The organism is Sphingomonas sinipercae (assembly GCF_011302055.1).
GTDB lineage: Bacteria > Pseudomonadota > Alphaproteobacteria > Sphingomonadales > Sphingomonadaceae > Sphingomicrobium > Sphingomicrobium sinipercae.
The window spans coordinates 1,770,333-1,788,731 of the sequence record NZ_CP049871.1 but is presented as its reverse complement, the minus strand read 5'-3'; the positions used below and the strand labels follow the sequence as shown (position 1 = coordinate 1,788,731).

Here is an 18,399-nt window from a genome sequence, read left to right as displayed (position 1 = left end):
GTCAGGCCGTCTCGCTGGGCTCTTCCTGCACCAGCCGGCTCATCTTCAGCTTGCCGTTCTGGACAGCGAAGCCAAGGCGGCCTTCGACCAGGTCGAGCGCGTCGCGGCCGAATTCCTCGAAGCGCCAGCCGCTGAGGATCTTGATGTCCTTGCGGACTCCGGCAGCGAGCGCTTCCAGATCGTCGCTCCGGGCGATCAGCTTGGAGGCGACGCCGGTTTCCTTGGAGCGGATCTTGAGCAGCAGCTTGAGCAGGTCGGCGACCAGCACGCCGTCCTTGGTCAGGCCCGGGCGGCGCGGCTCGCGGTCGGGCATTTCGTCCGGCTCGAGCGGGCTCGACGCCTCGATCGCCTGCATCAGCCGCTGGCCGATGTCGTTGCTTCGCCATCCCGCGGAAAGCCCGCGGATCTTGCCCAAGTCGTCCTGCGATTTGGGCGGGTGGGCGGCGAGTTCGCCCAGCGTATCGTCCTTGACGATCCGGCCGCGCGGCAAGTTCTTCGACCGCGCCTCCGTCTCGCGCCAGGCGGCGATGGCCTTGAGCCGGCCGAGCACGGCGGCGTTGCGGCTGGGGACTCGCAGGCGCTTCCACGCATCTTCGGCCTCGAAGGCGAAGCTTGACGGGTCGGCGAGCTTTTCCATTTCCTCGTCGAGCCAGGCGCCGCGCCCGGTCTTGCGCAATTTCTCGACCAGGCGCGGGAAGACCTTGGCGAGATGCGTGACGTCGGCGATCGCATAATCGATCTGGCGCTTGTCGAGCGGGCGGCGGCCCCAGTCGGTGAAGCGCGCGCCCTTGTCGAGCGCATGGCCGAGCATCGATTCGATCAGGCTGGAGTAACCGACCTGCTCGCCGTGCCCGAGCGCCATCGCCGCAATCTGCGTGTCGAACAAGGGATGGGGGGTCTTGCCGGTGAGGTTGTGGATGATTTCCAGGTCCTGCCCGCCGGCGTGGAAGACTTTCAGCACGTCTTCATTAGCGACCATCAGGTCGAGCAGTGGCTTCAGGTCGATGTCGGCCTTGGGGTCGATTGCCGCCGCCTCGTCCGGGCTTGCGACCTGGATCAGGCAGAGGTCGGGCCAATAGGTGTTTTCGCGCATGAACTCGGTGTCGACGGCGACGAACGGATGCTGCGCAAGGCGGCCGACAAGAGCTTCAAGCTCGGCGGTAGTCGTGATCAGGGGATGGATTTTCATAAGGAAGGGCGGGCCATAGCGTCGCCCTCGCGGCTTGACAAAGCGTGAGGCGAATGGCGAAGCGCTGGCGCGATTTTCCCGCTCCTCCAGACACTCGGAAGCAACCCGCGACCATGCACGCCTACCGCACCCATACTTGCGCACAACTGCGCGCCTCCGACGTCGGCGAGACGGTGCGGCTGTCGGGCTGGATCCACCGCAAGCGCGATCACGGCGGGGTGCTCTTTATCGACCTGCGCGACCATTATGGGCTGACCCAGCTTGTCGCGCGCGCCGGCTCGGATGCGCTCAAGCTGCTCGATTCCCTGCGGGTCGAATCGGTGGTCACGATCGACGGCGAAGTCGTCGGGCGCGAGGGCGGGGCGGTCAACCCGAAGCTTGCGACAGGCGATATCGAGGTCATCGTCCACTCGGTTGAAGTGCAATCGAACGCCGCCGAGCTGCCGATGCCGGTGGCGGGCGAGGCGGAGTATCCCGAAGATATCCGCCTCAAATACCGTTACCTCGACCTTCGGCGCGAGCGGCTGCACGCCAACATCATGCTGCGGTCCAACGTCATCGCATCGATCCGGCGGCGGATGGTCGAGCAGGGGTTCACCGAGTTCCAGACCCCGATCCTGACCGCCAGCAGCCCCGAGGGCGCGCGCGATTACCTGGTGCCCAGCCGAGTGCACCCGGGCAAGTTCTACGCGCTCCCGCAGGCGCCGCAGATGTTCAAGCAATTGATCATGGTCGCGGGCTTCGACCGCTATTTCCAGATCGCGCCCTGCTTCCGCGACGAGGACGCGCGCGCCGACCGAAGCCCGGGCGAATTCTATCAGCTCGACTTCGAAATGAGCTTCGTCACGCAGGACGACGTTTTCAACGCGATCGAGCCGGTCCTGGCCGGGGTGTTCGAGGAGTTTGCGGACGGCAAGGCGGTCACTCCGGCCGGCGAATTCGTGCGCATTCCCTACAAGGAAGCCCTGCTGAAGTACGGCAGCGACAAGCCGGACCTGCGCAACCCGCTGCTGATCAGCGACGTCGGCGAGCATTTCCGCGGTTCGGGCTTCGGCCTGTTCGCCGGGCTGGTCGAAAAGGGTGCCGCAGTCCGCGCGGTTCCGGCCCCGAACACCGCCGACAAGAGCCGCAAGTTCTTCGACGAGATGAACGAGTGGGCGCGCGGCGAAGGCTTTGCCGGCCTCGGCTACGCGACCCGCAAAGGCGGCGAGTGGGGCGGTCCCATTGCCAAGAACCACGGCACCGAGGGCATGGACAAGCTTGCCGAAGCGATGGGGCTTGGCCCCGATGACGGCATCTTCTTCGCCGCGGGCAAGGAAGCCGAAGCCGCGAAGCTCGCCGGCGCGGCTCGAACCCGGGTCGCCGAGCAGCTCGACCTGATTGAAAAAGACGCCTTCCGCTTCTGCTGGATCGTCGATTTCCCGATGTACGAATATGACGAAGAGGCGAAGAAGGTCGACTTTTCGCACAACCCCTTCTCGATGCCGCAGGGGGGGCTTGAAGCGCTGGAGAGCAAGGACCCGCTCGACATCCTTGCCTGGCAGTATGACATCGTCTGCAACGGCGTGGAGCTGAGCTCCGGCGCGATCCGCAACCATCGGCCGGACATCATGTACAAGGCGTTCGAAATCGCCGGCTACACCGCCGAGGAAGTGGACACGAACTTCCCCGGCATGATCGGTGCCTTCAAGTTCGGCGCGCCGCCGCACGGCGGATCGGCGCCCGGCATTGACCGCATCGTCATGCTGCTGGCCGGCGAGCCGAACATCCGCGAGGTCGTGCTGTTCCCGATGAACCAGAAGGCCGAGGATTTGATGATGAACGCCCCGGCCCCGGTGACTCCCAAGCAGCTGAAAGAGCTTGGGATCAAGATCGTCGGCGAAGGCGCGCCCGCGAAACCGCAAGCCTAGTTCGCCGGCGGGTAGCTGATCGCCATCACCTCGTAGCTTTTCTCGCCGGCGGGGAGGCGCACGATCCTCTCGTCGCCGACTTTCGCGCCGACCAGCGCGCGGGCGATCGGCGCGCTCCAACCGATCCGGCCTGACGAAGCGTCGGCCTCATCGTCGCCGACAATGGACAGCGTGCGGCGATTGTCGTCTTCATCGGCAAGCTCGACGGTCGCGCCGAAGCGGACCTGGTCGGTGTCCTGCGATGCTGGATCGACGACCTTCGCGGCTTTCATCACCTTCGCGAGATAACCCAGGCGCCGGTCGATCTCGCGCAGCTTCTTGCGGCCGTAGATGTAATCGCCATTTTCCGACCGGTCGCCGTTGGCCGCCGCCCAGGAGATCGTCTCGACCAGCTTGGGCCGGTCGATCCCGAACAATTGCTCATATTCCGACCGGATGCGCGCAAAGCCCTCGGGCGTGATGAAGCGGGGACGATCGGCCATCCGCGCCGCTTAGCCCGGGTGCGACTTCCCAAGATAGCGCGAAACGTGGAGCGCGGTGCGTTGCTGCGGCCGCGGGTTGAGCTGGTCGTAGACGACGCTGTTTTCGACCACGCGCTGGACGTAGCCCTTGGTCTCGCTGAACGGGATCGCCTCGATCCAGGAAACGATGTCGACCTGGTTGGTGCGCGGGTCGCCGTAGCGGTTGATCCACTTGCGCACGTTGCCGGCGCCGGCGTTGTAGCTTGCCACCGCCAGCGGGACGCTGCCGTTCCAGGTGTTCAGCATCCGCTGGAAGTAAGCCGATCCGAGCATGACGTTATAGGCCTTGTCGCTCATCAGCCGATTGGGGTCGTAGCCCATGCCCATCTTGCCCGCCTGCTCCCGAGCGGTGCCGGGCATCAGCTGCATCAGCCCGCGCGCGCCGGCGTGGCTGACCGCATAGGGCTCGAACGAGCTTTCCTGGCGGGTGATCCCGTGGGCGAGCGACCAGGGTGAATAGATGGTGCCGGTGCCAAGCCGCGGATAGGCGTCCTGGTAATAGAAGGTGGCGCCGTTGTTGCGCGCCGAACGGGCGACCCACACCGCCATGTCCGGCCGGCCAAGCTGGCGCGACAGCTCCGTTGCCACGGCGCGCTCGCTGAAGCTGTCGAGGCCCTCCGCAAAGGCGCGAATGAACATCGTCTGCTCGACCGAGCTTCCGTTGCGCATCGCATAACGGGCGGCCGCGAGCAGCCGGCTCGACGGCAAGGTGCGGCGGGCGATGTCGGTCGCGGCGACGGTCGGAAGCGCGCTCGGCTGCGGGATTGCCCGGCCGAGCCGCTCGAGCGCGAGCTGGCCGTAAAACAGGTCGGGGTAGCCGCCGGCGCTTTGCAGGTAGGCGTTGGCCGCGGCAGGCTGGCCCGCCGCAAGCGCGGCGCGGGCCGCCCAATAATGCCCCTTGGTCAGCACTTGCAGCGACTTGCCGCCACGCGCGTAGCGGTCGAACATGGCGACCGCGTTGGTCGGGCTGTTGACCCGGTCGAGCGCCATCCTGCCGGCGAGCCAGGCAAGGCTGGTGTAATCGTCGCGAACGCCGAGCGGCTGCCTGGTCATGTCCGTGCCGAGCGGAAGCGCATCGTCAAGCTGGCGCGCGATATTGTAAGCGGTGGTGAACTGGCGGCTTTCCGCAGCGCCGTTGGCGAGCAAGAGCAGCATTTCGTACCAGCGTTCGACGTCGGCCGGCCGGTCGGTGAAATTGTGCGGCTGGGCGGCGAGCGAGCGCGCCATCTGCTCATTGCCGCCATCGCGAAGGTAGCGCAGGCGGTCCATCAGCAGGCCGGAATCGCTGCCGATGCGATGGGCGGCGGCGCGGAAGCGGTATTCGGCATCGGCGGCGCGCGATTGCATCGCCACCCGCGCGGAAAACGCCGCCTGGCGGTCGGGCGTGGTCCAGGCGAGCAACGGCGCTGCGTCGGCCGGCTTCTTGTCGAACAGCAGGGCGTCGACGCGGCGGTTATGCTCCTGCGGAGTCAGATAGCCGCCGAAGCGAGCCAGCATGGCAGCAGCGTCGGTGGCGCCAAGGTCGGAAGACGCCCAGGCTTCCTTGACCGCGACAATCGCTTCCGCGCCACGGCCGGCGGCGCTGAGCGCATCGGCATAGCGCGCCCAGCCGGTGCCGGTGGTCGGCTTTTCGGCCTGAAAAAAGGCGAGGACAGTGGCGTTATTCTCACCCGGGCGCATCGCCTTTTCGGCATTGCGGCGCATCGCTGCTTCGCCCGGCCAGCCGGGGTTGTAGATGAGGAAGCGGGCGTAGTCGGCGAACTGGTAGCCGCTGCTTTGCCGGAGCTGCCGCCAATCCGCGAAGGAACGGCCGACGTCGACCGATGCTGCGACCGGCGCATAGGTTTGAGCAGCCTGCGCCGAGGCCGAAGTGGCGAACAGCAGGAGGATCGGGAACAAGCGTGCGATTGGTGTCATGCTGGACATAGTGAACTACGCGTCCTTATCACTCGCTGAATAGGAGCGGCCCGAAGTCCTCCGAAGCGCCCCAAGTGAAGGAACGATATATGTTTTTCGGCTCGATACCGGCCCTGGTGACGCCGTTTGCGGCAGGACGAGTCGATAACGGGACGATCCGCGAATTCGTCGAGTGGCAAGTGAGCGAGGGCTCGAGCGGCCTGGTCCCGTGCGGGACCACCGGCGAAGTGGCGACGCTGACCGCCCAGGAGCATCGCGAGGTCATCGCCGCCGTGGTCGAGGCGGCCGGTGGGCGAGTGCCGGTGATCGCCGGTTGCGGCAGCTATTCGACCGCCCACGCGATCGAGATGACGCGCGCCGCCGCCGGTGCCGGTGCGGATGCCGCGCTGGTCGTCGTGCCTTATTACAACAAACCGAGCCAGGCCGGGCTGGAAGCGCATTTCCTGGCCATCGCCGACGCCTCGCCGCTGCCGATCGTCGTCTATAACGTGCCCAGCCGGACGGTCGCCGATATCTCGGTGGAGGCGCTGGCCAAGGTCGCCGCCCATGAGAAGATCGTCGGCATCAAGGACGCCACCGGCAACCTTGCCCGGGTCACCGCGCAACGGCTCGCCTGCGGCACCGATTTCTGCCAGCTCAGCGGCAACGACGACATGGCGCTGGGCTTCAACGCAATGGGCGGGGTCGGCTGTATTTCGGTCACCGCCAACGTCGCGCCGCGCCTCTGTGCCGACTTCCAGAAAGCGACCGCCGAGCGCGACTGGGACCGCGCGCTGGAGCTTCAGGACAGGCTCTACCCCCTCCATGCCGCGATGTTCGCCGACGCTTCGCCAGGGCCGGCCAAATATGCCCTCAGCCGGGTGCGGACGGATTTTCCAACTGACCTCCGGTTGCCGCTGACCGAGCCGAGCGACGCCGCCAAGCGGGCGGTGGACGCCGCGCTCGAACATGCCGGGCTGATCTAGCAGGAATGGCGGTTGAGCCGCACCTGCTCGAAACATGGTGCCGCTTGTGGTCGCGTTCTCGCAATGTGGAGCCGCCCGTTTGGGACGGCGACGCGCTTCGGACATGGGTCGGTGAGGCAGGACAGAGCGAGCGCTGGGTCTTCGGCTCGGTCGGCCCCGGCCTCGTCGCGCTGACGCGGACGATTGCCGATCCGAACGTCCAGGTGAAGGTTTGCGCCAGCGCGGCGGAGGTCCGCGCGCTGATCCCCTCCGCTTGGCGCCTCGGCACGCCGCGTTTCTTCATGACAGCGCAGTTGCGCCGGGCGGAGGCAGCGTGTGCGCCCGCGGGAAATCGGATCGAGCTCGCCGACGAAGACTGGGGGTGGAAAGCCATGGCCAACGACCCGGACGGCGTGGAGGTTGGCCGCGCCGGCCTGCTGATCGAAGGCGGCCTTGCAGTGATCGACCGGCTGGTGGTGGATGACGCGCATCGCGGCCGGGGCCTTGCCGCAGCGCTCGTGGACCGGTTGCAGGCCGAAGCTGTAAGGCGGGGCGCAACCGAAGGGGCTTTGGTGGCCACGGCCGCAGGACGCCCCGTATATGCGCGCCAAGGCTGGGGAGTGGTTTCAGACTACACCACCTGCTCGCTCGGGCGCTGAGACCGGCCGCAGCGCTTTTCCTTTCCCCCGCCGCTCTCTATGCGCGGCGCCATGGCCAAGCCGCTTCCACCACCGTTCGACAAAGCCAAGATCGTCGCCGAGAACCGGCGCGCGCGGTACGATTATTATGTCGAGGACAAGATCGAGACCGGAATCGCGCTGACCGGCACGGAAGTGAAGTCGCTGCGCTTCGGCGAAGGATCGATCGCCGAAAGCTACGCCGCGGTCGAAGGCGACGAGGTCTGGCTGATCAACAGCCACATTCCCGAATACAGCCACGGCAACCGGCTCAACCACCAGCCGCGCCGGGCACGCAAGCTGCTGCTCAAGTCGCGCGAGATCGACAAGCTTAACGGCGCGGTCACGCGCAAGGGGCTGACGCTGGTCCCGCTGTCGGTTTACTTCAACAGCCGCGGCCGAGCGAAGGTCGAGCTGGCGCTGGCGCGGGGCAAGAAGGACCACGACAAGCGCGACACGATCAAGGAACGCGACTGGAATCGCGAAAAGCAGCGGTTGCTGCGCGACCGCGGTTGAGCGCACGCCCAGACGATTGTGCGTTGGCCTCGCGCGTATTACTCCTTCGCGCCGTAAACTTTGGCCGCTGGTGGCCGCACCGCTCCGCACCTTCGAGGGAAAGCTTCTGATGATCCGACTGTTCAGCGTATTCGCCGCAAGCACCATCCTGGCCGGCTGCGCCGCCACTGCGCCAATCGTCCTGCCGGCGCCCCCGGTCGAGGAAGCCGGCGTGCCGGAAGCCCCCGTCGTCGCTGCGCCCAAGCCGACCTACGGCACCTTCGGCTTCGACACCGCGGGCATGGACACCAGCGTTCGCCCCGGCGACAGCTTCTACAATTTCGCCAACGGCACGTGGGCGAAGACCACGCCGATTCCGGCCGACAAATCCAATTACGGCATGTTCACCGTCCTCGACGACCTGTCGCGGCAGCGGACCCGGGCCATCATCGAAGAGCAGGCGAAGGACCCCAACAGCCGTATCGGCGCGGTTTACGCTGCCTTCATGGACACCGGCTCGATCGAGGCGAAGGGCCTGGCGCCGTTCCAGCCGTGGCTGAGCCAGATCGCCGCAGTCAGCAGCAAGGACCAGCTTCCCGGCCTTTACGCGCAGGCGAACCGGCTTTCGATCTCCGGCCCGTTCGGAGCCGGCGTCGGCCAGGACGACAAGTCCCCTGAAGAATACGCTTTGTTCATGAGCCAGAGCGGCCTGGGGATGCCCGACCGCGATTATTATCTGTCGAACGATCCCAAGCTGGCCGACACGCGCGCCAAATACCTGCAGCACCTGACCAACGTCCTGAACCTCGCCGGCCAGCCGAACGCTGCCGCTCGGGCGAAGGCGATCCTGGCGCTGGAAACGGCAATCGCGCGCGGGCACTGGACCCAGGCGGAAAGCCGCGATGCGGACAAGGTCTATAACAAGATGACCCTGGCCCAGTTGAAGCGCCGTGCGCCAGGCTTCGACTTTGCGGCTATGTTCAAGGGCATCGGGGTCGACGTCGATAGCGTCATCGTCGCCCAGCCGAGCGCAATCGCCAAGGAAGCGGCACTGATCCGAAGCACGCCCCTGGCGGTGCTCAAGGACCAGCTGATGGTGCGCTCCCTCGACGGCTATTCGGCCTACCTGCCGCAGGCCTTCGACAAGGAAACCTTCAGCTTCTACGGCCAGGCGCTGGGTGGCACGCCGCAGCAGGAAGAGCGGTGGAAGCGCGGCGTCGATTTCACCGTTTCGGCGCTTGGTGACGACGTCAGCAAGATTTACGCCGAACGCTTTTTCCCGCCGGAAACCAAGGCGGCTGCCGACCAGCTGGTCAAGAACGTCATCGCGGCGATGGACCGCCGGATCGACCAGCTTGAGTGGATGGCGCCGGAAACCAAGGTCAAGGCCCACGCCAAGCTGGCGGCCTTCACGCCCAAGATCGGCTATCCGGACCGCTGGCGCGACATGAGCGGGTTGGTCGTCGACCGCACAGACGCGCTCGGCAACGCGATGCGCTCGGCCCAGTTCGGCCACGAATACCAGGTCAACAAGCTGGGCAAGCCCATCTATCGCTGGGAATGGGGCATGACCCCGATGACGGTGAACGCCTATGCCAACTTCGGCATGGTCGAGATCGTCTTCCCGGCGTCGATCCTGCAGCCGCCCTTCTTCGATCCTCATGCCGACCCGGCCGTCAATTACGGCGGCATCGGCGCGGTCATCGGGCACGAGCTTAGCCACCACTTCGACGACCAGGGCGCAAAGTACGACCTGACCGGCCGGCTGGTCGACTGGTGGACCCCGGGTGACACCAAGGCGTTCAGCGCCCGCCTCGACAAGCTCGGTGCGCAATATGACGCGTACGAGCCGCTTCCGGGCAAGCATGTGCAGGGCAAGCTGACGATGGGCGAAAACGTCGCCGACCTTGCCGGCCTTACCGTCGCCCACGACGCCTATATCGCCTCGCTCGGCGGGAAGGCGCCGCCGGTCATCGACGGCACCACCGGCGACCAGAGGTTCTACCTGGGCTGGGCGCAGGTGTGGCGGCGCAACTATCGCGAAGCCAACCTGCTGCAGCGGCTGCTGACCGATCCGCACTCGCCGTCGCCGCAGCGGACCGACATCGTGCGCAACATGGACCCCTGGTACCCGGCCTTCACTGTACAGCCGGGGCAGAAATTGTACCTGCCGCCGGCCGACCGCGTCCGCATCTGGTAAAGGGGGCGCTGAGGACGGGATGCTGCAACCGGAGCTGCCACGGACCGGTAACCGGCCGCTAAGCCGGGCCGAGCCGTGGCTGCTTCCGGCGATTGCCGCGGCGGCGGCGATCAGCATCGCCTCGCTGCTCTGGCTCGGCGGCTATCCGGTTGCCGCCGCGTTGGTCAGCGCCGCGGCCATCGCTGGCTTGATTGCCGCCGCTGCGGCGGGGGTCAGGACTCCGGCAGTCGACTTGCGGCAGGTGGTGGCGGTCCCGGACTTTTCGGTCGTCGGCTCGACCCTGGCGCTCGCCAAGGACCCGATTGCCATCTGCGACGCGCAGGGCAGCCTGCTGCTTGCCAACGACGCCTATCGCGAAAAGTTCGAAGGCGGACCGCCGCCGTCGCGCCTGGCCGTGGATGACGAATCCCGTCAGGCGCTTGGAGTCGCGGTGTCGATGGCGTGGCGCGACGGCGCCGGCTGTTCGGCGGGGATCGCGACCAGCGCCGGGCCGGTCGCGGTCGAAGTCGAGCGCATCGGCGCTCGCGGCGACCTTTTGCTGTGGCGCTTTCCGCGGCGCCAGAGCGACGATCCGGTCGCGCTAGCGGCAAGCCGGGTTAGCGGCGCGACTGGCGAGAAGCTCGGCCGCGCCGGGATCCTGGCCGCCCTGACCGATGGTGAAGGCGCGATCGTCTCCGCCAACCGCCCGTTCGTGACGCGCGCGCTCGACGGCGCCGATCCGGGAGCAGGAACGCTGTTCGGCAACCTCGTCAGCATGGACGACGACGGCCACATCCGGCTGCTCGCGGAAGGGGAAGCGGCGCGGCCGCTGCGGGCCGTCCACATCCCGCTCGATCCGCCCGCGCCCGACGGCCACGGCATTTTCTATCTGTTCGACAGCCCGGATTCGCTGCCGCTGTCGAGCTCATCGCACTTGCAGTCGATGCTCGACATCCTGCCGATCGGCCTTGCCCTGGTCGACCGGGACGGGCGCTTCCTGACGATGAACGACGCCTTCCGCGCCGCCGCCGGCCTGAAGAGCGGGGCGCGGCCTGTCTATCCCGGCGACATGGTGGTCAAGGAGGATAAAGCGGCGGTGGCCGACGCCGTCCGGCGCAACGCCCGCGGCCCGGCCATGTCGGGCGACCTTGCGATCCGGCTCGCGCGCAGCCCGAAGGAACCGGTCGCGCTGACCATTGCCGGCCTGCGCGGGCTTGGCGACGCGGCGGTGCTTCTCCTGCTCAAAGACAATAGCGAGGAAGCCAAGCTGAAGCGGCAGGTCGCGCAGGCGACCAAGATGCAAGCGGTCGGCCAACTTGCCGGCGGCGTCGCCCACGATTTCAACAACATCCTGACCGCGATCATCGGCCACTGCGACCTGATGCTGATGCGCCATACGCCGGGCGACAGCGACTATGACGACATCCAGCAGATCAAGCTCAATTCCAACCGCGCGGCGGGCCTGACTCGGCAGCTGCTCGCTTTCTCCCGCCAGCAGACCCTGCGGCCGCAGGTGCTGCAGCTGACCGATGTCGTGGCGGAGGTTTCGCACCTGTTGAAGCGGTTGCTTGGCGAGACGGTCAAGCTGGTCGTCAAGCACGGCCGCAACCTTGGGTCCATCCGGGCCGACCCGGGGCAGCTTGAACAGGTCATCATCAACCTGGCGGTCAATGCCCGCGACGCGATGGTGGAGAATGGCGGCGGAACGCTAACCATCCAGACCTATGCGGTGCGGTCCGACCAGGTGGCCGAGCTTGGCTCCGACATCCTGCCGATCGCCGACTATAGCGCGCTGTCGGTCACCGACACCGGCTGCGGCATCGAGCCCAAGGTGCTGGGCAAGGTGTTCGAACCGTTCTTCACCACCAAGGAAATCGGCAAGGGGACCGGCCTTGGCCTGTCCACCGTCTATGGCATCGTCAAGCAATCGGGCGGGTTCATCTTCGCCGATTCCAAGGTTGGGGAAGGGACCCGCTTCGTCATTTACTTGCCAGTCCATCAGGTCGAAGCCGACGCTTCGAAGGCCGCGCCGGTGGCCAAGCCGAAGCCCAACGAACTGTGGGGCAGCGGCACCGTGCTGCTGGTCGAGGACGAGCCGATGGTGCGCACCGTCGCCGAGCGGGCGCTCACCCGCCACGGCTATACGGTGATGACCGCCAACAACGGCGAAGAAGCGCTGGAAGTGCTGAGCCACAGCGGCGACGACATCGTCCTTTTGATCAGCGACGTGGTGATGCCGATGATGGATGGGCCGACCATGGTCCGCGAAGCGCGCAAGGACCGGCCGGAGCTGCCGATCCTGTTCATGTCCGGCTATGCCGAGGAGCAGCTGCGCCGGTCGATCGACCTCGACAACGTCGCCTTCCTGCCCAAGCCTTTCTCGGTCCAGGAGCTGGCGGAGGCGGCGCGCAAGGCGCTTGAGCCCAAGCCGTTGCAGGACGCGGCCGAGACGGCGGCGGAATAGGCGCGCCAAGTCTTTGGCAAATAAAACTTGCTCGCTCCACGCGCGTGTTTATTCGAACGCAGGATGTCCGTGTCGCGTAGCATTCTGATCGTCGAAGACGAGCCGCTCATTGCGATGATGCTGGAGGACTTCCTGGAGTCGCTGGGACACAACGTCCACGCATCGTGCGAGAATGTTGCCGACGCCCTCAGCCAGATCGAACAGGGCGGGTTCGAGCTCGCCATCCTCGACGTCAACCTTAACGGCCAGACGGCGTGGCCGGTCGCGCACAAGCTGCGTGAAAAGGGCATCCCGTTCGTGATCGCGACCGGCGGCCACGTCGAACCGCCACCGGCGGAATTCCTCAACGTGCCGGTGATCGAGAAGCCTTACACCGTCGACCGGGTCACGCCGGCGCTGGAAGCCGCGCTTCCGGCGTAGCAGCGGGCCGGGCGGTTCGTTCCGGCACCACGCGCCAGATCGTGTTGGACAGGTCGTCGGCGATCAGCAGCGCGCCGCGCGGGTCGACCGTCACGCCCACCGGCCGGCCGAAAGTCTTGCCGTCGACCATGAAGCCGGTGGCGAAATCGATCGGCGCGCCGGACGGGCGGCCGCCCCGGAAGGGGATGAAGACGACCTTGTAACCGACCGGGGTCTTGCGGTTCCAACTGCCATGCTCCCCGACGAACAGGCCCTCGGCGAAGGCCCCGCCCACTGCGGGGTTCGAGAACGATAGGCCGAGCGCGGCGACGTGGGAGCCGAGCGCATAGTCCGGCCGGATCGCCTTCGCGACCATCTCCGGCTTGCGCGGCCGCACCCGCAAGTCTTCGTTCGGGCCCCAATAGGCATAGGGCCAGCCGTAGAAGGCCCCTTCTTTCACCGAGGTGACATAGTCGGGGACCAGGTTCGGCCCGATCTCGTCCCGCTCGTTCACCGCGGCCCACAACTGGCCGGTCCCCGGCTGGAAAGTGAGGGCGGTGGGATTGCGGATCCCGGTTGCGAAGGGCCGGTGGGCGCCGGTGGCGGCGTCGACCTGCCAGATCATCGCCCGATCCTGCTCCACATCCAGGCCGCGTTCGGTGATGTTGCTGTTCGAACCGATGCCGACATAGAGGAAGCGGCCGTCAGGGCTGGCGGCCAGCGACTTCGTCCAGTGGTGGTTGATCCGCGAGGGCAGGTCGGTGACCTTGGCCGGCGGTCCGCTCGCCTTGGTCTGGCCGACCGCATAGTCGAAGCTGACCAGCGAATCCTGGTTGGCGACGTACAGGCGGTTGCCGATCAGCGCGAGGCCGTAGGGGGCGTTGAGCCCGTCGGCGAAGACGGTGCGGCCTTCGTAGCGGCCGTCGCCATCGGCATCGCGCAGCAAGGTCAGCCGATTGCCGCTTTTGACCTGCGTCGTTCCCTTGGCCTTGATGAAGGTGGCAATGACGTCCTTGGGCACCAGCTTGGGCGCACCGCCGCCGCGGCCCTCGGCAACCAAGATGTCGCCGTTGGGCAGGACCAGCATCTGCCGCGGGATGCCAAGGTCGCTGGCGATGGCGGAAATCCGGTAGCCTGCCGGGACGACTGGCAAGCGGTCTCCCCATCCGGTCGGGTTGGCGATCTTCATCGACGGCAACAGCCCGCGTTCCGGCTCCGGAAGCTGCGGGTTAGGACCGGATTGCGAAGGCGCGGGATCGCTGCCGCAACCGGCGAGGAGGGCGGCGATCGCGGCCGCGAGGAATGCCCGTTTCGTCATGGCCATACCTCCCGGTTGAAGGTTCGCAGGCCAAGCCAGGCCGACAGTGCCGCAAGGATGGCGACGACCAGCGACAGGATCAGCGCGGCCGGCATGCTCGCCCATGCGTCCTTGGCATGCTCCAGCGCGTCGATGAGGCCGATCACCCAGGTTGCCAGCAGCAGGCCCGGATAGAGCAGGCCGGAACGCCCCGGGAGCCCGGTTCTCAGCAGGTCGACGACCGCCCAGAGCAAGACGAAGCCGGACAGGACCAAGCCCCCGACCAGCAGCCACGACGCGAAGTTCTTCCACTGGAGCTCGAAACTGCTGGAATAGGCCCAATCGGCCAGCAATGCGCCGACTAAGAGGGGGGCCGACCCCGCCAGCAGGAAAGCGTGAAAAGGGTGGATCGGATGTAAGTTGCGCGCATGGATCGGAGCCACGGGTCGACCTCCTGTGCCGGAAAACTATCCGGTCACCAGCCAACGATTGGTTGCGGGATTATGTTCACCTGCGCGCAAGGCCGGGCGGCGACGTCGCGTTGGGCGAAGTGGAATGGTGGAGCCTAGCGGGATCGAACCGCTGACCTCCTGCATGCCATGCAGGCGCTCTCCCAGCTGAGCTAAGGCCCCAATCCGTGGACGACGTTCCCGCGCCTTTAGGCACAAGTTGCCCCGGCGCAAACCCCCAAATTTCCGCTTGCCGCTAGCTGGCGCGCGCGGGCTTGCGATCCTCCCCGTCGCCCCGGCGCATCCGGGCGATCGCTTCCTTCAGGTTCGGCCGCTGGCCTTGCGCCAGCAAGCTCGACCGGAACAGGCGGCCAAGCATGACGATCATCAGCACCGTAAAGGCGGCGAGCACGAGCCCGCTGCCGATCACTTCCCATGCGGCAATGCCGGTGCCGAGCCTGGCAAGCACTGCAAACGGGCTCCAGAACGGGACCCAGGTCAGCACCTTGATCATCATCCCGCCGCCGCCGGCAATGATGGCCTGCATCAGGAAGGTGATCGGCAGCAGCACGGCGAGCAGGACCGGCATCAAATAACCCTGCGCTTCACGCATCGATTCGCTCATCGACCCGATCGCCAGGAAGATGATCGAATGGAGGATGTAGCCGACGATGAAGAAGTAGATCATCGTCAGGATCGTGCCGGGCGAGGTCAGCGGCTCCAGCGCCGGGCGGATCATGTCGGCGATCGCGCCATGCGTCATGTAGGCCGCGCCGATCGCGCACAGCGCCCAGAACAGGATCATCGACAGGCCGACGGCAATGGTGCCGAGCAGCTTGCCGTACATCAATTGTTCGGGGCTGGCGCAGGCGAGCACCGTTTCGAGCAGCTTGTTCGACCGTTCCTCGACCGTGCCCTGGAGCATCCAGCTGCCCGAGAGCATCAGGCTCATCATCAGCAGGTAGCACAGGGCGAGCGGGACGATGGAGCGGACCAGCATCGCCTCGCGAGCGCCGCCGCCCGGCGGAGGAGTCGAGATCGACAGCGCCGGCGCGATGGTCCCGGCAGCTTCGGCAGCGGTCGCCGAGACGCCCTGCGACTGCAGGAAGCGGGCCCGCAGGTCGCGGGTGAGGACATCCTGCACGGCGGTGACGAAGTCAGACCGAGCTTCGCTTCGTGCCCACAGCCGCACTACCGGGCTGGCGCCGAAATCGCGCGGGATCATCAGCACGTAATCGATCGGCCTGGCGTCCTTGCCGGCCGGCTTGAGGTAGCCCTGCACCGCCGCGTCGAGGCGCTCGTCGGGCGTTGCGGCGAGCGCCACGGGGGCGGCGACGACTTCGAACCTGGTGTCGGGATCCTTGAATTCAGGGGTGTCCGGCGCCTTCACGCGCTCGATTTTCGCCAGCGCGGCGTCGAGCCCGCCGGAGCTTCGGAACTGCGCGATGTCGGCATCGCTGTACCAGCGGTCGTGCGCGGCCCATGCAGCGCCTGGATCGGCCTGTTCCAGCTTGTGGCGGCGCACGTAGCGGGACAGCTTTTGCAGGGTGGCGCGGTCCTGGTCGGCGGCGAACCGCTGCTGGATCGAGCGCGCTTCGCCGCCGCCGGTCCGGTCGACGATGATGACCCGGTCCGGCTCATTGTCCTCAAGGAATCGCGAGGCGAGCGGCCCCGCCGCCAGCGCCACCGGCAGGATCAGGAGCGTCAGCCAGAAGCTGCGCATCGAGGCGATCTGCCGGAATTCACGCGCGGCAATGATCAGGATGTTCTTCATGAGCGCGCCTCCGCGGGGCCGACAATGTGCAGGAAAACGTCGTGCAGGCTGACCCGCCGTTCCTCGAACCGGCGCAGCGGGACGCCGCCCTCGCTGAAGCGCTGGAGCATGTCGCCGGAGCGGACGCCCGGCTCCAGCTCGACCTCATATTCCTGCCAGCCATCCACGGCGCAGCCGCGCGCTTCGCAGCTGCGGACCCCATCGATCCCATCCAGCGGCTTGCGAGCGACGACCGCGAGGCGCGCGGGCAATTGCGCGCGGGCTTCGTCGAGCGTCCCTTCGAAGCGCTTGCGGCCCTTGCCGAGCAACAGCAGCCGGTCGCACAGCCGCTCGGCGTGCTGCATCACGTGGGTGGAGAAAACGACCGTTGCGCCGCCGTCGGCCGCGCGACGAATCTCATCCTCAAGCAGTCGCTGGTTGACGGGATCGAGGCCGGAGAAGGGCTCGTCGAGGATCAAGAGGCGCGGCCGGTTGACGATGGCGGTCGCCAGCTGGACCTTTTGCGCCATGCCCTTGGACAATTTGTCGATGGTGCTTTTAGCAAAGGCGCCAAGATCGAAGCGGTCGAGCAGCGCCAGGCCTTCGGCGCGCGCATCGGCGGTGGCCATGCCCTTGAGCCGGCCGAAATAGGTGATGGTGTCGATCGCCGACATCTGCCGGTAAAGGCCGCGCTCTTCGGGCAGGAAGCCGATGGCGGGGGCGTTCTCGCGTCCCGGCGGGCGCCCGAGGACGCTGATCTTGCCCGACGTCGGGCGAATGATGTCCAGGACCATCCGCAAGGTGGTGGTCTTGCCGGCGCCATTGCCGCCGAGGAAGCCGAATACCTGGCCTTCGGGAACCGAGAAGCTGAGGTCGTCGACCGCCGTCAGGCGATCGAAGCGCTTGGTTACCTGATCAACGCTAAGCGCGCTCATCGCGCCGCCCCGTCAAAATCGACCGACATTCATGCACCCCCAATGATGTGGGGACGCCATAGCCCAGGCATCGCCGGAGCCAAGCCCGCTCCGACGAACGGGGCTTAAAGCGTCTGCGAACCGCTGGCCCGCAGACGCCGGTAAGAGGCTAGACGTCTTCGTCCTTGGCGCCGGTTTCGACGCCCAGGTCGTCGTCGTCGGTCGTGAGGTCGACTTCGTCGTCAGCGCTCGGCTCTTCGTCTTCGTCGATCGCCAGATCTTCGGCTTCAAGGTCGTCGTCCTTGGCCTTTTCCTTAACCGGCGCGGCGGCTTCAAAGGCAAGCGGCTGCTTCGACTTGAGCACCGGCTCGGGCACCCACTCGGTGCCGCATTCGATGCAATGCACCGGGTCGTCGGCGGTGAGATCGTAAAAGCGAGTCGCACATTTGGGACAAGTGCGTTTCGAGCCCCATTCGGGTTTGACCATCTGGTCCATTGCTCCAATCAGGATGTTTCGCGCCGGAATTTGCAGGCCGGCAGCGTGCGGCGGGCGCCTTGCCATAGGGCCATGGCGCTGTCAAAGCGCGCCGCTTGACCGGCACGCCAGCAAATGACGAGCGCGCGCAGCAGCGCATCCTGATCGCGGTCGACGGCCCGGCCGCGAGCGGCAAGGGCACCATCGCCCGGGCGCTGGCCGACCATTTCGGCCTGCCGCACATGGACACCGGCGCGCTTTACCGGGCGGTGGCGCTCAAACTGTGGCGCTGGGGCGGCGATCCGTCGAGCGAGTTCGAGGCGCTGCGCGCCTGCGAAGACCTTGGCGTCAACCCGGACGATCCCGAGCTTCGAAGCGAGCCCGTCGGCAAGATCGCGTCGGCGATTTCGGCCTATCCGTCGGTGCGCGCCGCCTTGCTGGACCGCCAGCGCGAGTTTGCCGCGCAATATGGCGGAGCAGTGCTCGACGGCCGGGACATCGGCACTGTCATCGCGCCCGACGCCGACGCCAAGCTGTACGTCACCGCCTCGCCGGAAGTCCGGGCGCAGCGCAGGGTCCGCGAACTGATGGGGCGGGGCCTTCCGGCGCATTATGCGGACGTGCTGCTGGACCTGAAGGTGCGCGACGAACGCGACAGCGGGCGCGACAATGCGCCGCTGAAACAGGCCCCGGACGCAGTCCTGCTCGACACCAGCGACCTCGACCGCGAAGCCGCGGTCGCGGCCGCAATCCGGTTGGTGGAAGACCGGCTTCGGGCGGCCGGCAAGGTGGACGCTGCCAACCGCGAGACTTAAC

Annotated in this window: 16 protein-coding genes and 1 tRNA gene; 8 read left to right on the top strand and 9 right to left on the bottom strand. The window is 66.7% G+C overall.

The window, feature by feature from the left end; all coding sequences use genetic code 11:
- Position 1: 1 nt before the first annotated feature.
- On the bottom strand, positions 2–1,189 hold the full coding sequence (gene rnd / locus G7078_RS09310; RefSeq protein WP_166095357.1) for a ribonuclease D: 1,188 nt from the start codon (positions 1,187–1,189) through the stop codon (positions 2–4).
- 113 nt (positions 1,190–1,302) lie between these two features.
- Between rnd and aspS the strand changes: the two genes are divergently transcribed.
- Entirely contained in the window at positions 1,303–3,099 is a 1,797-nt protein-coding gene (aspS, locus tag G7078_RS09305; protein ID WP_166095355.1) for an aspartate--tRNA ligase, read from the top strand.
- Here the strand turns inward: aspS and greB are convergent.
- Complete coding sequence (gene greB / locus G7078_RS09300) at positions 3,096–3,581, bottom strand: transcription elongation factor GreB (protein WP_166095352.1); 486 nt, start codon at positions 3,579–3,581, stop codon at positions 3,096–3,098. The two genes, aspS and greB, sit on opposite strands and share 4 nt — an antisense overlap.
- A gap of 9 nt (positions 3,582–3,590) precedes the next feature.
- Positions 3,591–5,537, bottom strand: a complete 1,947-nt coding sequence (locus tag G7078_RS09295) for a lytic transglycosylase domain-containing protein (RefSeq protein WP_166095351.1) — start codon at positions 5,535–5,537, stop codon at positions 3,591–3,593.
- Positions 5,538–5,626: 89 nt separating this feature from the next.
- Between G7078_RS09295 and dapA the strand changes: the two genes are divergently transcribed.
- The 6 genes from dapA (at position 5,627) to G7078_RS09265 (ending at position 12,716) form a co-directional block, all read left to right on the top strand.
- Positions 5,627–6,502: a 4-hydroxy-tetrahydrodipicolinate synthase gene (dapA, locus tag G7078_RS09290; protein WP_166095348.1), complete on the top strand. Its 876-nt coding sequence runs from the start codon at positions 5,627–5,629 to the stop codon at positions 6,500–6,502.
- A gap of 5 nt (positions 6,503–6,507) precedes the next feature.
- Positions 6,508–7,140, top strand: a complete 633-nt coding sequence (locus tag G7078_RS09285; protein ID WP_166095346.1) for a GNAT family N-acetyltransferase — start codon at positions 6,508–6,510, stop codon at positions 7,138–7,140.
- A gap of 51 nt (positions 7,141–7,191) precedes the next feature.
- A complete protein-coding gene (gene smpB / locus G7078_RS09280) occupies positions 7,192–7,674 on the top strand; it encodes an SsrA-binding protein SmpB (protein WP_166095344.1) in 483 nt (160 codons plus the stop codon).
- Positions 7,675–7,783: 109 nt separating this feature from the next.
- Positions 7,784–9,853 carry a M13 family metallopeptidase gene (locus G7078_RS09275; RefSeq protein ID WP_166095342.1) on the top strand — a complete coding sequence of 690 codons (2,070 nt, stop codon included), beginning with the start codon at positions 7,784–7,786 and terminating at the stop codon, positions 9,851–9,853.
- 19 nt (positions 9,854–9,872) lie between these two features.
- Positions 9,873–12,296 carry a hybrid sensor histidine kinase/response regulator gene (locus tag G7078_RS09270; RefSeq protein WP_166095339.1) on the top strand — a complete coding sequence of 808 codons (2,424 nt, stop codon included), beginning with the start codon at positions 9,873–9,875 and terminating at the stop codon, positions 12,294–12,296.
- Positions 12,297–12,359: 63 nt separating this feature from the next.
- Positions 12,360–12,716, top strand: a complete 357-nt coding sequence (locus tag G7078_RS09265; protein ID WP_166095337.1) for a response regulator — start codon at positions 12,360–12,362, stop codon at positions 12,714–12,716.
- On the opposite strand, the gene G7078_RS09260 is transcribed toward G7078_RS09265, so the two are convergent.
- The 6 genes from G7078_RS09260 to G7078_RS09235 all read right to left on the bottom strand — a co-directional run bounded on the left by G7078_RS09260 (position 12,682) and on the right by G7078_RS09235 (position 17,595).
- Positions 12,682–14,013, bottom strand: coding sequence for a PQQ-dependent sugar dehydrogenase (locus G7078_RS09260; protein ID WP_166095335.1), 1,332 nt, complete (start codon positions 14,011–14,013; stop codon positions 12,682–12,684). The genes G7078_RS09265 and G7078_RS09260 overlap by 35 nt on opposite strands.
- Entirely contained in the window at positions 14,010–14,435 is a 426-nt protein-coding gene (locus G7078_RS09255; protein ID WP_166095332.1) for a DUF2231 domain-containing protein, read from the bottom strand. Before G7078_RS09255 ends, G7078_RS09260 begins: the two co-directional genes overlap by 4 nt.
- A 113-nt stretch (positions 14,436–14,548) precedes the next feature.
- A tRNA-Ala gene (locus G7078_RS09250) sits at positions 14,549–14,624 on the bottom strand.
- Between the two features lie 73 nt (positions 14,625–14,697).
- Positions 14,698–16,215 (bottom strand): ABC transporter permease, encoded by a 1,518-nt coding sequence (locus G7078_RS09245; RefSeq protein ID WP_166095330.1) that lies wholly within the window; start codon positions 16,213–16,215, stop codon positions 14,698–14,700.
- On the bottom strand, positions 16,212–17,129 hold the full coding sequence (locus tag G7078_RS09240) for an ABC transporter ATP-binding protein (RefSeq protein ID WP_166095327.1): 918 nt from the start codon (positions 17,127–17,129) through the stop codon (positions 16,212–16,214). Before G7078_RS09240 ends, G7078_RS09245 begins: the two co-directional genes overlap by 4 nt.
- Before the next feature lie 148 nt (positions 17,130–17,277).
- Positions 17,278–17,595, bottom strand: a complete 318-nt coding sequence (locus G7078_RS09235) for a TIGR02300 family protein (RefSeq protein ID WP_166096316.1) — start codon at positions 17,593–17,595, stop codon at positions 17,278–17,280.
- A gap of 146 nt (positions 17,596–17,741) precedes the next feature.
- On the opposite strand from G7078_RS09235, the gene cmk reads away from it, so the two are divergent.
- On the top strand, positions 17,742–18,398 hold the full coding sequence (gene cmk / locus G7078_RS09230; RefSeq protein WP_166096315.1) for a (d)CMP kinase: 657 nt from the start codon (positions 17,742–17,744) through the stop codon (positions 18,396–18,398).
- Position 18,399: the final 1 nt, after the last annotated feature.

Bases quoted from the DNA above. Each gene is read 5' to 3' on its own strand.
- rnd (WP_166095357.1), bottom strand. From the start codon at position 1,189: ATGAAAATCCATCCCCTGATCACGACTACCGCCGAGCTTGAAGCTCTT.
- aspS (WP_166095355.1), top strand. From the start codon at position 1,303: ATGCACGCCTACCGCACCCATACTTGCGCACAACTGCGCGCCTCCGAC.
- greB (WP_166095352.1), bottom strand. From the start codon at position 3,581: ATGGCCGATCGTCCCCGCTTCATCACGCCCGAGGGCTTTGCGCGCATC.
- G7078_RS09295 (WP_166095351.1), bottom strand. From the start codon at position 5,537: ATGACACCAATCGCACGCTTGTTCCCGATCCTCCTGCTGTTCGCCACT.
- dapA (WP_166095348.1), top strand. From the start codon at position 5,627: ATGTTTTTCGGCTCGATACCGGCCCTGGTGACGCCGTTTGCGGCAGGA.
- G7078_RS09285 (WP_166095346.1), top strand. From the start codon at position 6,508: ATGGCGGTTGAGCCGCACCTGCTCGAAACATGGTGCCGCTTGTGGTCG.
- smpB (WP_166095344.1), top strand. From the start codon at position 7,192: ATGGCCAAGCCGCTTCCACCACCGTTCGACAAAGCCAAGATCGTCGCC.
- G7078_RS09275 (WP_166095342.1), top strand. From the start codon at position 7,784: ATGATCCGACTGTTCAGCGTATTCGCCGCAAGCACCATCCTGGCCGGC.
- G7078_RS09270 (WP_166095339.1), top strand. From the start codon at position 9,873: ATGCTGCAACCGGAGCTGCCACGGACCGGTAACCGGCCGCTAAGCCGG.
- G7078_RS09265 (WP_166095337.1), top strand. From the start codon at position 12,360: ATGTCCGTGTCGCGTAGCATTCTGATCGTCGAAGACGAGCCGCTCATT.
- G7078_RS09260 (WP_166095335.1), bottom strand. From the start codon at position 14,013: ATGACGAAACGGGCATTCCTCGCGGCCGCGATCGCCGCCCTCCTCGCC.
- G7078_RS09245 (WP_166095330.1), bottom strand. From the start codon at position 16,215: ATGAAGAACATCCTGATCATTGCCGCGCGTGAATTCCGGCAGATCGCC.
- G7078_RS09240 (WP_166095327.1), bottom strand. From the start codon at position 17,129: ATGAGCGCGCTTAGCGTTGATCAGGTAACCAAGCGCTTCGATCGCCTG.
- G7078_RS09235 (WP_166096316.1), bottom strand. From the start codon at position 17,595: ATGGTCAAACCCGAATGGGGCTCGAAACGCACTTGTCCCAAATGTGCG.